This window comes from Anaerotruncus sp. 1XD42-93 (assembly GCF_009917605.1).
Lineage (GTDB): Bacteria > Bacillota > Clostridia > Oscillospirales > Ruminococcaceae > Anaerotruncus.
On sequence record NZ_QZEG01000059.1, the window covers coordinates 1 to 15,583 of the forward strand.

14 protein-coding genes are annotated in these 15,583 nt (G+C 54.3%); 8 read left to right on the forward strand and 6 right to left on the reverse strand.

The annotated features are described in order from the left end of the window. From D5269_RS18640 to D5269_RS14835, 6 genes are all read left to right on the forward strand, one after another. A partial coding sequence (locus D5269_RS18640; RefSeq protein ID WP_207670313.1) for a hypothetical protein occupies positions 1–324 on the forward strand: 324 nt, incomplete at its 5' end. Then, the gene (locus D5269_RS14815; protein ID WP_243126900.1) at positions 317–706 is read left to right on the forward strand and encodes a hypothetical protein; all 390 of its coding nucleotides are present in this window, start codon (positions 317–319) and stop codon (positions 704–706) included. The genes D5269_RS18640 and D5269_RS14815, both read left to right, overlap by 8 nt. Positions 707–856: 150 nt before the next feature. Beyond that, positions 857–2,149 (forward strand): hemolysin family protein, encoded by a 1,293-nt coding sequence (locus D5269_RS14820; protein WP_120486570.1) that lies wholly within the window; start codon positions 857–859, stop codon positions 2,147–2,149. A 2-nt stretch (positions 2,150–2,151) separates the two neighbouring features. Further along, positions 2,152–2,958, forward strand: a complete 807-nt coding sequence (proB, locus tag D5269_RS14825) for a glutamate 5-kinase (protein ID WP_120486571.1) — start codon at positions 2,152–2,154, stop codon at positions 2,956–2,958. Between the two features lie 15 nt (positions 2,959–2,973). Beyond that, positions 2,974–4,221, forward strand: coding sequence for a glutamate-5-semialdehyde dehydrogenase (locus tag D5269_RS14830; RefSeq protein WP_120486572.1), 1,248 nt, complete (start codon positions 2,974–2,976; stop codon positions 4,219–4,221). Between the two features lie 11 nt (positions 4,222–4,232). Continuing rightward, entirely contained in the window at positions 4,233–5,006 is a 774-nt protein-coding gene (locus D5269_RS14835; protein ID WP_147408009.1) for a hypothetical protein, read from the forward strand. Between the two features lie 204 nt (positions 5,007–5,210). On the opposite strand, the gene D5269_RS14840 is transcribed toward D5269_RS14835, so the two are convergent. Then, positions 5,211–6,047, reverse strand: a complete 837-nt coding sequence (locus tag D5269_RS14840) for a hypothetical protein (RefSeq protein ID WP_120486574.1) — start codon at positions 6,045–6,047, stop codon at positions 5,211–5,213. 325 nt (positions 6,048–6,372) lie between these two features. On the opposite strand from D5269_RS14840, the gene spoIID reads away from it, so the two are divergent. Both spoIID and D5269_RS14850 read left to right on the forward strand, forming a co-directional pair. Next, positions 6,373–7,422, forward strand: coding sequence for a stage II sporulation protein D (gene spoIID, locus D5269_RS14845; protein ID WP_158605019.1), 1,050 nt, complete (start codon positions 6,373–6,375; stop codon positions 7,420–7,422). A 125-nt stretch (positions 7,423–7,547) separates the two neighbouring features. Continuing rightward, entirely contained in the window at positions 7,548–8,717 is a 1,170-nt protein-coding gene (locus D5269_RS14850) for an aminotransferase class I/II-fold pyridoxal phosphate-dependent enzyme (RefSeq protein WP_120486576.1), read from the forward strand. Positions 8,718–8,789: 72 nt separating this feature from the next. On the opposite strand, the gene D5269_RS14855 is transcribed toward D5269_RS14850, so the two are convergent. The 5 genes from D5269_RS14855 to dusB form a co-directional block, all read right to left on the reverse strand. Beyond that, positions 8,790–10,169, reverse strand: coding sequence for an MBOAT family O-acyltransferase (locus D5269_RS14855; RefSeq protein ID WP_120486577.1), 1,380 nt, complete (start codon positions 10,167–10,169; stop codon positions 8,790–8,792). After that, on the reverse strand, positions 10,169–11,767 hold the full coding sequence (locus D5269_RS14860; protein ID WP_120486578.1) for a hypothetical protein: 1,599 nt from the start codon (positions 11,765–11,767) through the stop codon (positions 10,169–10,171). The genes D5269_RS14855 and D5269_RS14860 overlap by 1 nt, the downstream gene beginning before the upstream one ends. Before the next feature lie 191 nt (positions 11,768–11,958). Next, entirely contained in the window at positions 11,959–13,392 is a 1,434-nt protein-coding gene (gene purB / locus D5269_RS14865; RefSeq protein ID WP_016317691.1) for an adenylosuccinate lyase, read from the reverse strand. Positions 13,393–13,521: 129 nt separating this feature from the next. Further along, positions 13,522–14,172 (reverse strand): tRNA (guanosine(46)-N7)-methyltransferase TrmB, encoded by a 651-nt coding sequence (gene trmB / locus D5269_RS14870; protein ID WP_120486579.1) that lies wholly within the window; start codon positions 14,170–14,172, stop codon positions 13,522–13,524. 268 nt (positions 14,173–14,440) lie between these two features. Continuing rightward, a complete protein-coding gene (gene dusB, locus D5269_RS14875; RefSeq protein WP_016317689.1) occupies positions 14,441–15,406 on the reverse strand; it encodes a tRNA dihydrouridine synthase DusB in 966 nt (321 codons plus the stop codon). Positions 15,407–15,583: the final 177 nt, after the last annotated feature.

Sequence of the window (15,583 nt, forward strand, 5' to 3'; positions counted from 1 at the left end):
TCTTTTGCTTTAGCCAGAGCTTGCCCAAAACCAAAGTTTTACTCGATTTTTTTCAAAAAATCGCGGGGTCGAGGGGCGGAGCCCTCGCCGCGTCCCGCAGGACGCGGAACACTTTATCCTGAGAAGCGCTTTTTTCGGGTGAATTGCCGCGAAGCGGCAAGAGGGGGCTTTTTGCAAGAGAAAAAGCCCCCTGCAAAAGGAGGAGAAAAAGATCAACCATTACAAATCCTGGTCCGGGCTCAACAAACAGCTGCAAAGTTTCCTGTGCGCGCCGCTGCAAGGGCGGGTCTCCTATTTCCTCACCCGGTACCATGCGGTGCATAACGCCTATGGCCGGGCGTCGATCCGCCTGGATGGGAAAGAGATCGCTGGCTTTACCTGGATGGACGGATACCGCCAAGAATGGGACCTGCATAAAATCTGGGAAGAAACCGGCGTCTGGGACGATGGGAATGCAGCACTAAAAGAAAAGTGGGCAAAAGACGGTACCTATAGCGAGATGGATTTTCTGGAAGCAGCTCTGACCTATCTCAACCTACCCATCCAACAGGCGCTTGCATCCGAAAACCCTCTCGTCAGGGTTTTTGCAGTCATGGACAGGCGGCTGGGGAAACGGACCCTGCAAGCGATTGCGGATGCGGCGGCATACCAGTCAGACCCAGCATGGGTGCGGCAGTTTTACGAGCTGCGGCTTAGCGTCTGCTGATACAGAGATTGAATTTTTCATAAACTTATGCTAAAATTGATTGTAGCCGGATGGAAAATTTGCTATAGTGTAATCAGTCTTTTCGGTTTTCCGCCGGCATAAAAATAACCAAGACAAGAATTATGAAACATTTTGGAGGTTGGTTTTCGTTTGGACAGTGGCATATCCTGGTTGATTCTGCTTTTGTTGATTGCTTTTTCCGCTTTTTTCTCGGCGAGTGAGACCGCGTTCTCCTCCCTCAACAAGATCCGTATGAAAAATTACGCCGACAACGGCGATAAGCGCGCCAAACGCGCGCTTCAAATCGCCGAAAATTTTGACCGCACCCTCTCGACGATCCTCGTCGGCAACAATGTGGTCAATATGGCAAGCGCCTCGATCGCGACAGTGGTTGCGACCGCCCTGCTCGGCAACGCGTATGGCCCGGCTGCCGCCACCATCGTCATGACGGTGGTGGTGCTGATCTTCGGGGAAATCCTCCCCAAGACCCTTGCCAAGGAGAACAGCGAGCAGATCGCCCTCAAGGTGAGCGGCCTGCTCTCCTTCCTGATGAAGCTGCTCTCGCCGGTGGTCTGGATTTTCATCGGGATCAAGGAGTTTGCGCTGCGGGCGTTCAAGGGCGGGGAGGCGCAGCCTTCGGTCACCGAGGAAGAGCTAAAATACATTGTCGAGTCGATCGAGCAGGAGGGGGTGCTCGAGGAGCAGGAAAGCGACCTCGTCCGCTCGGCGCTCGAGTTTGACGAGATCACCGTACAGGAAATCCTCACCCCCCGTGTGGACCTCACCGCGATCGACGTCGATACCCCCATGGAGGAAGCGCTCAAGGCGGTGATGGAGGCCCATTTCTCCCGGATCCCGGTCTACCGCGGGACGGTGGACAATATCATCGGGGTGCTTCAGGTGCGCGACCTGCTCAAGGCGGTGGTGCTTAACGACGCCAAAGCGCTTTCCCATCTGCTGACCGACTGCGTTTACGTGCACAAGACCATGCGGATTTCTGCCCTGCTCACCGAACTGAAGGCCAAAAAGCTGCATCTGGCTGTGGTGACCGACGACTACGGCGGCACTATGGGCATCGTCACAATGGAGGACGTGCTCGAACAGCTGGTGGGCGACATCTGGGACGAGAGCGACGAGGTGGTCGATGAGCTGGTCGAAGCCGGAGAAAACGTCTGGCGGGTGAGCGGCGACATGAACGTGTTTGAGCTGCTCGAGGCTCTTGAAATCGACGACCGGACGTTTGACAGCGACTACAATACGGTGGGCGGCTGGGCGCTCGAGATGCTCGGGCATATCCCCGAAGCGGGCGAACAGTACGTCTATGGACCGCTGACGGTTACCGTCCAGCTGGTCGAGGAACAGCGGGTGCTCAGCCTGCTGGTGGAGAAACAACCCCCGGCGCCGGAGGAATCCGAGCCGGAGGAAACCAAAAAGAAGGTGTAAATATGCGCGATTTTTCCAACGTCAAGCGGGTGGTGGTCAAGATCGGTTCCTCCACCCTCACCCATCCGAGCGGCCTGCTCAACATCCGCTGTGTCGAAGCGCTGGTCAAGGTGCTTGCTGACATCAAAAACAGCGGGCGGGAACTGGTGCTGGTCAGCTCGGGCGCGCAGGCGGTCGGCGTGGGCAAGCTCGGCCTGCGTGAAAAACCGCAGGACATGCCCGGCAAACAGGCGGTCGCCGCGATTGGCCAGTGTGAGCTGATGTACATTTACGACAAGCTGTTTTCCGAATACAACCATGTCACCGCCCAGATTCTGCTGACCCGCGAGGATGTGGACAATCCCGTCCGCAAGCAGAACCTGCAAAATACCTTCCATCGGCTGCTTGAGATGAATATTCTGCCGATTGTCAACGAAAACGACTCGGTCGCAACCGAAGAGATCGAGGCCGGCGGATCGTTTGGTGACAACGATACCCTGTCAGCGGTTGTCAGTGTACTGATTGAGGCCGACCTGCTGATCCTGTTGAGCGACATCGACGGGCTTTACACTGACAATCCCCGCACCAACCCGGACGCCCAGCTGATTCCCTGTGTGGAACGGCTCACCCCCGAGATCGAAGCGATGGCTTCGGGCGCGGGCAGTGCACGCGGCACCGGCGGTATGGTTACCAAAATCCGGGCGGCACAGCTTGCGGTGTCGCATGGGGTCGAAATGCTGATTCTGAACGGCGCGAACCCAAACGACCTCTATCGTTTGCTGGACGGGGAAGAGGTTGGGACCTGGTTCATGGCGCCGCACGACGATTGAAAGGCGGTGGACAGGATGAACCGTTTGACTGAACTGGGCAAGCGTGCGAAGGCCGCTTCCCGCACCCTCTCCTGTGCATCCACAGCGCAGAAAAACGCCGCGCTTGCGGCGATTGCGGACGCGCTCTGCGCACATATCCCGGAAATCCTCGCGGCCAATGAGGAGGATCTGAAAGCTGCGGCGCAAAACGGGATGTCCGAATCATTGCAGGACCGCCTGCGGCTGACCGCAGCCCGTATTGAGGGGATCGCCGGGGCGGTGCGTGACCTGATCGGCCTGCCTGACCCGGTTGGGCAGGTCATAGATGGCGGCACCCGTCCAAACGGGTTGAAAATCGAGAAGGTGCGCACCCCGATTGGGGTGGTCGGGATGATCTTTGAAGCGCGCCCCAATGTCACAGTCGATGCGGCGTGCCTCTGCCTCAAATCCTCCAACGTTTGTATCCTGCGGGGCGGCAAGGAAGCGATCCACTCCAATACAGCGCTTGCACAGATCATGTGCGGTGCGCTCGGGGGCGCCGGGCTCCCCCACGACTGTATCCTGCTTGTGACCGATACCAGCCGCGACTCGGCCAACGACCTGATGAACCTGAACGGCTACCTGGATGTGTTGATCCCGCGCGGCGGCAAGGGGCTGATCCGCGCGGTGGTCGAAAATGCGACCGTCCCGGTGATCGAGACCGGCGCGGGCAACTGCCATATCTTTGTTGACGAGTCCGCCAGCCTTGCACAGGCGGTCTCCATCTGCGACAATGCCAAGACCTCCCGCCCGTCGGTCTGCAATGCGGTCGAGACGGTGCTGGTGCACAGCCGGATTGCCGATCAGTTCCTGCCCGCGCTCGCGGAAAAGCTGGCCGAACACCAGGTGGAACTGCGAGGCTGCGCGCGCACCCGGGCGATCCTGCCGCAGGCCCTGCCCGCGTCCGACGAGGACTATGCCACCGAGTTTGACGACTATATCCTAGCCTTGCGGGTGGTGGACTCGCTCGACGAGGCGATCGAGCACATCCGCACCTACACAACCGGACATTCGGAAGCGATCCTGACCAACCATTTTGCAAACGCACAGCGGTTTACCGCAGAGATTGACGCGGCAGCGGTCTATGTCAACGCATCGACCCGGTTCACCGACGGCGGGGAGTTCGGATTCGGCGCCGAGATCGGTATTTCGACCCAGAAGCTCCACGCGCGGGGGCCGATGGGACTAGCTGAACTGACCTCCTGTAAATACATCGTGACCGGAAGCGGTCAAATTCGAACATGAAAGGGAATACTATGGCAAAAAACCAACCCGGGGGCCGTCCCGATCTGGGCGAGCGGATGCAGCCCCGGAAAAACAAATACGCCGCTCCGGTGGGGACGCTCTTTCTTCTCCTGATGCTGATTGGGCTGATCTCGGTCGCGGTATTCTGCGTGAATTTTACCCGCGCCATGCTCGACAACTCGGGCGAAAAGGAGGAGTTCGGCAGAATCATCGCGCCTGTGCTGATGTTCGACCCGGTCCCGTTTGAAAATGCGGTCGACGCCGACCCGCTTTTCCTGCTGCAATCGTCCATGTGGAGCGCCCTGCTGGGCGAGAAGCGGGACAGCTATCAGTTCGACAACGACACCAACCTGCGTCTGATTGTGCCCGCTTCGGACATTGACGTCGCCTGTGCGCGATTGTTCGGCCCCGAAGTCGAGCTGCACCACCAGACGTTTGGTGACTACGAGACAACCTATGTCTACGACGATGAGAGCAAGACCTACTATATCCCCACCACCATGGAGGCCGGCCCCAGCCCGAATGTTCTGAGCGTAGTCAAGAAGGGGGACAGCTACACCCTTGAGGTTGAATATGTCCCGCCGGCAACCGCATGGACGCAGGCGGGCGGACGTCCGGCAGCGAGCGGCCCCAGCACCCAGAACAAACATATGATGTACGAGCTGGTCCGGGTCAAGGACCATTTCCAGCTGGTTGCAATCCGGGATGTACCGCGCGAGGCTTCTTCCACTGTGGAGATCCTATCCTCCTCGGAAAGCAGCTCCTCCGCACAGCCGGCAGCATAACCCGCCCGCATACAAAACAGATCGGATGGCTGCTTCTGCGATGGTCTCGCCGTGGGAGAGAAAAGGATTTCGGCTTCTTGACCTTATAATTGGGTTATAAAAAACGAGAGGGAATTTCCCTCTCGTTTTTCTATTTCAGCGCGCCTGTCCCTATCAAAACAGTTTGCGCTTTTTCTTCGCGCTGTACGCGCAACGCCTGCCGGTTCACCCTTTGACGGGTGTGAGTTCCAGACAGAAAGCAGCCGCATAGATGCCGAAAAACAGGTAAAACGCGGAAAAGACCGGCGACGGAGCCACTGTAACACCCCGCCCTGCAAGCGATGCGGCGAGCATTCCCATGCAGGCACAGAACGCAACCAACGCAAACGGAAGCCCGAATACGACCGCCTGTCTGCCCCCCCGATCCGGGTCGATCTGGCCGAGCACCCGCGCATGTGCGAGCAGAAACGGCGCAAGCAGGATCAGCATTACCGTCGTGAGCATCTGGTCGGAAACGCTGCGTATGGCCGTGTATTCCATAAATGAGGAGAGCAGCAGCGCCACCTGCCAGGCAAGCGGCACCAGCAGGAGCAGTCCGTGTATTGGCCTGGACTGCGAATCTTCGGTGCGCCGCGCGATCATCAGGAAAAGCCCGCCCGTTACAAATGGCGCTATCCCGAGGCAGAGGAACGAAACCAGCGTAACCACCAACGCGGCAATCAATGCCGGCATGGTAATCGCCCCCTGCAGCATCTCAAGCTGGCCGGACTGTGCCGCCAGCCCTGAAACCCCGGCCGGAAAGCAGGCAACCCCCACCAATACGGCTGCCATCCGCCGGATACGGGATACCGGAAGATACGACCTTCTCGGTTGGAGCCATCCAAGAAGCAGGCATCCCCCGATGCCCGCCAGCAGAAGCAGGTTGAAAAGCCAAACGACCGCGCCATAACCCTCGTAGTAGCCGGTCAGCGGATCGACCGAGGCAAATTTCAGGAAAAGGCGCAGGCCAGTGCAGACGGCTGTAAACCCAATAAAATACAGATGCAACAGTTTCCGGTTCATAAGACGCTCCATTTCGCCGCGGTTCTGCCGCGGATGCCGGACCGGATGCCCGGCAGGATAAGATTAGATTGGTATGACCTGTTTATTATACAGTTTACCCGAAAAATGGTCAAGATGCATCCGGGCACAAAATCCGGACAAAGTGTACTGTCCCCTGTTTCCCCCGCATAAAATGGAACTATCACCGAAATGCTTCCAAAGTCAAACCCTTCTTTGGAAGCCTGCGTCCCTTTGGCCGCAGAGAGCCGCCTCTGGCGGCTTTGTTTCGCATTGCACATCCAATGGGTGTGTGTTGACTCTATCATCAGATTCAGGGGGAACCACCATGCGAAGGAATTTTCCAGACTATGCGGTATTTGCGGTCCTGCTCTTTCTGATCCCGCTGCTTGCCCTGCGGCACCCGATCCCTCTGCTGGAGCTTTCATCCGCAGCCGCACAGGACACGCCTGCCGCATTGAGGCCCACCTGGACGGCGGACAGCGAACATTCGGATTCCGGGGCCGGGGAGCCGCCCCAGCCCTCGCAGGTGGTGCAGGCGGATGACCGGCTCCGGATTCTGGACGAGCAGACAGGGGAAATTTTTACGGTCAGCGGGCGGGAGTTTGTGCGCGGCGCGCTGGCGGCTGAGATGCCGCCGACCTTCCATCCGGAGGCGATGAAGGCCCAGGCAGTGGCAGCGCATACCTATGCGCTTGCCTGCAAAGCGCAGAATACGGGCAAGGCGTATGACCTGACCGCCGATCCGCAGAACTGGAGAAGCTACACCACCGAGCAGGTATTCCGGGAACGGTATGGCAGCTATGCGGACGCCTACTGGAAGGCAATTTGCAGCGCGGCCGACCCGGTAGCCGCCTACCTTCTAATCTGGGAAGGGGAACCGATTGTTGCGGCGTATCACTCGATGAGCAGCGGGGTCACCGAGGATGCATCCAATGTGTGGCAGGGCGGAAAACCCTATCTGGTGCCGGTCGAGAGCACCGGGGACCCACTCGCTCCCGACTACGAGACGCAAACCTTTTTTCCGGTGGAGCAGGTTGCACAGGCGGTCCGCTCCACCTGCCCGTCCGCGCAGCTCGACGGAGACCCCTCCGGATGGTTTGAGATCACCGAACGGTCAGAGGGGGGATATGTTACCGGCCTTCTGGCGGGCGGGCAGAACCTCTCCGGGACCCGCCTGCGTTCCCTGCTCGGCCTTCGTTCGGCTGACTTTGACATCTCCTGCGACGGTACCCAGTTCTGCTTCACAGTGCGCGGGTACGGACATGGGGTAGGGCTTTCCCAATACGGCGCGGATTATATGGCGCGGCAGGGTGCCACCTTTGACGAAATCCTGCTGCACTACTATACCGGCGCAACATTGGCGGTGATTTCCTGAAAACAGTTTGCAAAAGGGCCGCTCTGTGTTATAATAGAAATGAAACTAGGATTTCGATTTGGATGATATGCGGGCCGTTGCCCGCTCCCGCTTTGACGGGGATGTGGAAAAAGGGGTTGCCAAAGATGGAATTTGCCAAACGGATGGAACTTTTCGGTGTGGGGATTTTCTCCAAACTGCTTGAACTGAAAAAACAGCAGCTTGCCAAAGGGGTGCATGTGGTGGACCTGAGCGTCGGCACGCCAAACATCCCGCCGGCACAGCATATTCTGGATACTATGGCCAGAGAAGCCGCAGACAAGCGCAACTATGTCTATGCGATCAGCGATACTGCCGAGCTTCAGGATGCGGCCGCAGCCTGGTACCACCGGCGGTATGGGGTCGAGCTGGACCCCCGTACCGAAGTCGTCTCTCTGCTCGGCTCCCAGGAAGGGCTGGCCCATATCAGTCTCGCAGTCGCGGATGAAGGGGATGTCGTTCTGGTGCCTGACCCCTGTTATCCGGTGTTTGGAGACGGTCCGCGCATCGCCGGGGCAAAACTGCATTATATGCCCCAGCGCCGGGAAAACGGGTATCTGATCGACCTGGACGAAATCCCGGAGCAGGTTGCCCGGGCTGCCAAGCTGATGATCGTTTCCTATCCCAACAATCCAACAACAGCGATTGCACCTGCATCGTTCTATCAGGAGCTGATCGCCTTTGCAAAAAAATATGGGATTATCGTCCTGCACGACAATGCCTACAGTGAACTGGTGTTTGATGGGCAGACGTGCGGCAGCTTCCTCGCCTACGAAGGCGCAAAAGAGGTCGGTGTCGAATTTAATTCGCTCTCCAAGACCTATGGCCTGGCTGGCGCAAGGATCGGGTTCTGTGTCGGCAATGCGGAGGTTGTTTCCAAGCTTTCTACACTCAAGTCCAATATGGACTACGGCATGTTCCTCCCGGTGCAGAAAACCGCTATCGCGGCGATCACCGGTGACCAGTCCTGCGTGGCTGTTACCCGGCAGGCGTACGAAACCCGCCGCAATATCCTCTGCGACGGGCTTTCCGCAATCGGCTGGCCGGTCGACCGGTCCAAAGCCACCATGTTTGTGTGGGCCAAGCTACCCCAAAAATTTGAAAATGCCGAACAGTTTGCACTCGAGCTGCTCGAGCGTTCCGGTGTGCTCGTCACCCCCGGAAGTGCGTTTGGCCCCTCCGGCGAAGGGCATGTACGGCTCGCACTCGTTCAGGACGAGGAAGAGATGCGTTATGCAATCCATGCGATCGACCAATCCGGTATCCTGCGTTCATGATTCCCACCCGTTGCGAAGGTTCTACATAGGACAGGCGGCAGCCCATCTTGCTGGGCTGCCGCCTGTCTCTGTTTAAAATCTGAAATAAAGGAATGGGCTGTATCCACTGCCAACCATGTAGATGATCGCCAGCACAAAGGTCAAAAGGACAAACACCTCATACAGGGCGCGGCCTATTTTGGAAGCATTGACACGCTTCATCGCCTTTGTATGCGGGATCGAGAAAAGGATACCCATAACGAGAAAGAAAACATACTGCGGATTCAGCGTCACATTCAAATACGCGATGTCTTTTCCGTATGGAACAAACATCCCCTTGATAAAATCGACTGCCGCGCCCAGCGTATCCGCCCGGAAAAACACCCAGCCAATCATAATCACAAACAAGGAATAGATGTGCTGGAGGGCAACCGGCATCTTCTTCAAAACCTTTTCAAATCCCAGCCGCTCTGCAATCAAAAATACGGCGTAAAACAGTCCCCAAACAATAAAATTGAAGCTGGCTCCATGCCACAATCCGGTCAGGAAAAAGACAATCAGAAGATTCACATAGGTCCTTGCTTTCCCCTTTCTGCTGCCTCCAAGGGGGATATAGAGATAATCCCGGAACCATGTACTCAGCGAGATATGCCACCTGCGCCAGAATTCCTTGATCGACCTCGATATATATGGATAGTTGAAGTTCTCAAGAAAATCGAATCCAAACATCTTCCCCATGCCGATCGCCATATCGGAATATCCGCTGAAATCAAAATAAATCTGTAATGTATAGGCCAAAATGCCAACCCAATGCCCCCACAGTGAAGGATATTTTCCTGCAAAAACCGTATCCACCAGGGAGGAAAGCTGATCCGCAATCAGCACCTTTTTGGAAAACCCGATTGCAAAGCGGATCACCCCCGCGTGGAATTTTTCCCATGATGTGCCGCGCTGCGCGATCTGGTTTTTTACGTCAACATAGCGCACAATCGGCCCTGCGATCAGCTGCGGGAACAGGGAGATATAAAGCGCCAGATCCAGAATATTTTTCTGAACCTCCACCTCTTTCCGATAGACATCTATCACATAGGACATAATCTGAAAGGTGAAAAAGGAAATCCCGATCGGAAGCGCGATTTGGGGGATGGTCAGTGCTGCGCCTGTCACCCGGTTCAGTGTATCTACGCTGAAATTCAGATATTTGAAAATATACAGAATCCCCAGATTGTAGGCTACTGCAATGGTGAGGAGCAGCTTGCCCTGTTTGCGGAATTTGTCAAGGAGAATTCCGATCCAGTAGTTGACAAACACCGACAAAAGCATCAAAAAAATATTCTTGGGCTCTCCCCATGCATAAAATGCGAGCGAAGCCACTAACAGTACCAGATTCCTGTATCTGTCCTTTGCAAAATAATACAGGAATAAAAGGAGCGGGAGAAACTGAAACAGAAAGACTGAAGAAGAAAATACCATCAGCGCGCCCTCCCCGCATACATCAGCTGGATTGCCAGATCCCTGCTGTCATCGTTAATTCCTTTTTCCTTTGGAATGAACGATTTGCTGCAATAGATTTCGACGTCGTAGAGGTCCTCTGCCCCGATCTTCGCCAGCTCTTCGGCAGATATGAAGAGTGAACCCGACCACGCTTCCTGAAACTCTTTATGAAGCAGCTTCTTCCCATTTACGAATACTTCGACTATGTCCGGAGTTTCGTCACCTTCAAATAAATGAGGGGAAATCCCTATTTGAAGCTCCAGTCCCGCGGTTTCAATCGCCTCATCATGTAGAAGGATTTCCGTATATCCCCGCGCCCACGCAAATCCGTTCTCCCGCGCATACACCCCTCCTAAAGCGTACGAAGGCCACCCCTCTTCCCTGGCGCAATTTAAGTTTTCCGTATAATTTCTGCTGCTTTTTTGTGGCTCATAAGTATCCAGAAATTCGATTAAATAATCAACAAATCCATATGCATACTGAACCACTTCCGACTCGGTTGTTTCAAGTACAACCACATCAATATCATTCAAGCAGTTGGTAATATCAAACGTATCCCACGAGTCAATTTTCGCACTTGTATCGTAATTATACTGTATGTACTGTGCTCTGTTGATATACCAGAATGCTTCATATGGGTACAGGTCCAGAATATCTTTTCTGATACCCATTCCAAAGGAATCTCCATGAACCAGAACTCTGATTTTATCGTAATCTTCTGCATATTCTCTATTGACCATGTATTCATAAAAATCTCCCTGCAGCTCTCCCCATATATTTAACAGGTCGTATACGTCCGAATCCCTCCAAAAAGGTATGGATGATTGCTTTACTTCTTCCAACATAATATTTCTATAGTTTTTCCCTGTTATTTCGGATAATTCTCTAATAATTCGGGCGCTCGTCTCTTGCTCAAAGGTTCTCGACCAATGAACCCCGGTTGTATAAAAGGCCGGGTACTGTAATGTATCTTTTTGATCTCGGCAGATCAGATGTGGAATATCTGTCTCCGCAATCAACTGCGAAAAATAGACGGTAGACGGAACCGCATTTTTATCCGCGATTGCTTTATATTTCTGCGGGATGTTTTCCGGATAAAAATTTGCTTTGCTCGGTGCAATATAAACATAGAGATACTTTCCAAAGCGTGCTAATTTATCTTGAAGGATTTTGAGTTTTTCAACATAATTCTGCATATTCTTCTGATGTTCTTCCTCGGAATAATCTGCCGCTCCATTGATACACCATTCTGCATTTATGTACCCCATATCATAAATATCCTTGTTATATCCTATGAATCTGTTCCCGAGATTAAAGCAATGATAACGGATTGTTGCATAGGTCTTTGTGATAACTCCTCTTGGTTTAAAGCTCGCTTCATACCATTTTGTAAAATTTTTCTGGAACTCTCCTTTCAGGAAAGAGTCAGCGGAAAATGCCGGTTTTTCTGTGCTGTCCGTGAATCCTTTCAGAGGTACATCACAAGCCCATGTGCCAGCTTTTGAAGCAAGCCCCAGCACGAACGGCAGATACAGTACTGTCAGAAACAGCACAATTACCATCTTTTTTAATTTCATTCGGTTTTTAACCCTCCTAAAAACACTCTATACAAGATCAAGAGGATTCGCTCAAAGCTGTTCATGCTTATGTTCCCAAGACATAAGCATGAACAGAGGACGTCCTCTGTTTTGGTGTATTTCACCACTTATTTACAAAACTATCAATCTGGACCTGCTCTTGTATCCAGCCCGACAAATTTTTCTGCGCGTTATACCGATAGCTGCGCACGCTCTCCCAGCAGCTCCCGATTTGCCTCCAGTATCGGAGAAACCACTTCATGGATAAACTCTTCCACCTGTTCCCTGCTTCTGCCGGTGAACTGCTCAGGCTGCAGCACTGCTTCGATCTCCTCGCGCTTCAAATTGAACGAGGGGTCTGCAACAATTCGGTCGATCAGGTCGTTCTCGCCGCCTTCCTCCTTGACCACCTTCGCCGCTGCAATCGAATGGATGCGCAGCTTCTCATGCAGCTCCTGCCGGTCGCCGCCCTTCTTGACTGCGCTCATCATGATATTTTCGCTCGCCATAAACGGCAGTTCCCGCATCACCCGCTGGCGGACTACCTTCGGATAGACAACCAGTCCGTCACAGACGTTCAGCATGATTTTGAGGATCGCATCCACAGCAAGGAACGCTTCCGCCACCGCAATCCGCTTATTCGCACTGTCGTCCAGTGTGCGCTCAAACCACTGAGTCGCCGCAGTAAACTCCGGGTTCAGAGAATTGACCATCACATAACGGGAAAGCGCGGTAATCCGCTCGGAGCGCATCGGATTGCGCTTATACGGCATTGCCGATGAACCGATCTGGTGGGTTTCAAACGGCTCTTCCATCTCCTTGAAGCTGGCAAGCAAACGCAGGTCATTTGAAAATTTGCTTGCACTTTGGGCAATCCCCGCCAAGGCATTGACCACAAAGCTATCTACCTTACGGGAATAGGTCTGTCCAGAAACCGAAACCACCGCGTCGAAACCCATCATCTGCGCGATATCCTGCTCGACTGCCTTGATTTTGGCAGAATCTCCGTCGAACAGTTCCACAAAACTTGCTTGTGTGCCAGTCGTCCCCTTGCTGCCGAGCAGTTTCAGACCAGCGATCCGGTGCTCGACCTCCTCAAGGTCCATCAGCAGTTCGTTCATCCAGAGGGTTGCGCGCTTGCCGACTGTCGTAAGCTGGGCTGGCTGAAGATGGGTATACGCCAGGGCAGGCATCTCCCGATATTTCATCGCAAACTCTGAAAGCAGCGAGATCACGTTGAGCAGCTTGCGGCGGACGATCCGCAGCGCCTCTCTCATGATGATGACATCGGTATTATCTCCGACATAACAGCTCGTCGCCCCCAGATGGATGATCCCTTTGGCATCGGGACACTGTACCCCGTAGGCATAGACATGGCTCATGACATCGTGACGCACCTCTTTTTCCCGCGCGATCGCAACATCATAGTTAATCTCCTCCGCAAACTGTTCAAGCTGGCTGATCTGCGCATCGGTAATCGGCAGGCCCTGCTTCTGTTCCGCCTTTGCCAGTGCAATCCAAAGCTTGCGCCATGTTTTGAACTTGTGATCCGCGGAGAAAATATACTGCATCTCCTCGCTTGCATAACGGGTGCAAAATGGGCTTTCATATTGATTGTGTCCCATGTTTGGTTCAACATCCTTTCTCTCTGTTTTTGGGCGGCATTGTCCGTGAGTTCGATATAATCGTTCTGGCCATCATTATACCATCAATCCTGACAGGTGGACAAGCCCTGCCATCGCCTGTTTTGATACTCAGTCCTGTCTGCGTGCACGAATTGCATAGATCGGTTGTCCGAGATTGGAAAAATAGGTCTCGTATTCGGTCATAATGTTGCTGGCAGCTGCTTCACTGTTGTGCAGGTCGGTGGTTGTGAAATAGGCCGGCAGTACCGCCGCAAATTCAAAAGTGGAAAAGTGGTAGAGCATATAATTATCGGTTTTGAACTGGAGTTCACCGCCTGGCACAAGCAGTTTTTTATAGACCTCCAGATTCCCCCGGTAAGTCAGCCTGCGTTTATACTGGCGGCGCTTATGCCACGGATCGCAAAAATTGATATAGATGCGCTCCAGCTCTTCCGGCTCGAACATCTCCGGCAGCTTCTCCGCATCATCAAGCAGGAAACGGAGATTGGGCAGCGGCGGCTCGGCACGCATCGCCCGTTCTACCGCGATCACCGCTACATTGGGTTCCCGCTCCATCGCAATAAAGTTGATGTCGGGGTTTCGCTGGGCGAGCTGACAGATAAACGCCCCTTTACCGCATCCGATCTCCAAATGGAGCGGCGCGGATGGATTTGGAAACGCCTCCCGCAGACGCCCTTTCTGAGCGGTTGGATTCGACAGGATCATCGAAGCACAGGCATTGAGCCGTGGGATCAGGTTGGTCTTTTTGCGTGGACGCATAGGATATCACTCCTTTTTAGAGCCTATTTGAAATCTCTGACAAAGGGGCTTTTTCTCTTGCAAAAAGCCCCTCCTGCCGCTAATGGCGGCAATTCACCCCCCAAAATGCGCTTCACAGGATAAAGTGTTCCGCTCGATCTCCGCGCCAAGAGCCGCCTTCAGCGGTTGCGCTCCGAAACGCTTCGCTGCGGCTCGCAGTGCGACAAGCGGCCAAAGGCTCTGCCTTTGGAAACCGCAGCCTTTGAAAAGGCTGGCGAAACTTTTCATTTTAACCGTTGCGGGCGAGCACATCCGCCGCCAGTTTTTCCGCGTCCGCATAGGTGCACAGCTCCCCGCTTTGTTTGCGGAATGCGGGTGCGCCGCGCATCCCCTTCATATACCAGGCTGCATGTTTACGAGCTTCCCGCATCCCGCCGCTTTCCCCTTTGTTTTCACAGATCAGCTTGATGTGCCGGAGCATCACCTGCATCCTTTCCGGCAGGCTGGGGTCGGGAAGGACTGTCCCATCGGTCAGGTAACGGTCAACCTGGCGAAAAATCCATGGGCTTCCAAGTGCGCCGCGCCCGATCATCACAAGATCGCATTTCGTATATTCATACATCTTCATTACAGATGGCAGGTCTATACAATCGCCATTTCCAATTACCGGAATCGAAACCGCCTGTTTGACTGCTGCAATGATGTCGAGATCAACCGGGGGCGCATAATACTGCTGGCGGGTGCGCCCATGGACTGTCACAGCCGCGGCGCCGCTCTGCTCGATCGCGCGGGCAAACTCCACCGCATTGACCGACTGGTCATCCCAGCCCTTGCGAAATTTAACCGTAACCGGCAGATCGACCGCCCGGACAACCGCCTCGGTAATCCGGGCCGCGAGCGCTGGATTTTTCATCAGTGCCGAACCGCCTCCGTTGCCCGCGACCTTTGGCGCAGGACAGCCCATATTGATGTCGATGACATCGGGCTGGAACGCAAGCGCCTTGCGCGCTGCTTCCGCGAGGATTTCCGGTTCATCTCCGAACAGCTGTACCGCGATTGGCCGTTCCTGCTCGCGCACCGTGAGCAGACGGGCGGTCTTTTTGTCCGAATAGTGCATCCCCTTGGCGGAGGCCATCTCCCCGACCAGATAGCATGCACCAAACTCCTTGCAGATCTGGCGGAATGCACTGTCCGCGACCCCTGCCATCGGTGCGAGCGCGGCGGTGCGCTTCAGTTCCAGGCTGCCGATTTTCATAGAATCCTCCTCGCTGTTTGAAATGATTTGACTATATCAGAAAAAAAGCGTTCTGGCAATCTTTTAAATCATGCGAATGGGGAGAAATCCTCTTTTTTCTGAAATGAAAGTTTTACTCAATTTTTTTCAAAAAATTGCGGTTTCCAAAGGCAGTGAGGCAACGGAAGTTTGGGTTCC

Bases quoted from the DNA above. Each gene is read 5' to 3' on its own strand.
- D5269_RS14850 (WP_120486576.1), top strand. From the start codon at position 7,548: ATGGAATTTGCCAAACGGATGGAACTTTTCGGTGTGGGGATTTTCTCC.
- purB (WP_016317691.1), bottom strand. From the start codon at position 13,392: ATGGGACACAATCAATATGAAAGCCCATTTTGCACCCGTTATGCAAGC.
- D5269_RS14855 (WP_120486577.1), bottom strand. From the start codon at position 10,169: ATGGTATTTTCTTCTTCAGTCTTTCTGTTTCAGTTTCTCCCGCTCCTT.
- proB (WP_120486571.1), top strand. From the start codon at position 2,152: ATGCGCGATTTTTCCAACGTCAAGCGGGTGGTGGTCAAGATCGGTTCC.
- D5269_RS14835 (WP_147408009.1), top strand. From the start codon at position 4,233: ATGGCAAAAAACCAACCCGGGGGCCGTCCCGATCTGGGCGAGCGGATG.
- dusB (WP_016317689.1), bottom strand. From the start codon at position 15,406: ATGAAAATCGGCAGCCTGGAACTGAAGCGCACCGCCGCGCTCGCACCG.
- D5269_RS14860 (WP_120486578.1), bottom strand. From the start codon at position 11,767: ATGAAATTAAAAAAGATGGTAATTGTGCTGTTTCTGACAGTACTGTAT.
- D5269_RS14830 (WP_120486572.1), top strand. From the start codon at position 2,974: ATGAACCGTTTGACTGAACTGGGCAAGCGTGCGAAGGCCGCTTCCCGC.
- spoIID (WP_158605019.1), top strand. From the start codon at position 6,373: ATGCGAAGGAATTTTCCAGACTATGCGGTATTTGCGGTCCTGCTCTTT.
- trmB (WP_120486579.1), bottom strand. From the start codon at position 14,172: ATGCGTCCACGCAAAAAGACCAACCTGATCCCACGGCTCAATGCCTGT.
- D5269_RS14840 (WP_120486574.1), bottom strand. From the start codon at position 6,047: ATGAACCGGAAACTGTTGCATCTGTATTTTATTGGGTTTACAGCCGTC.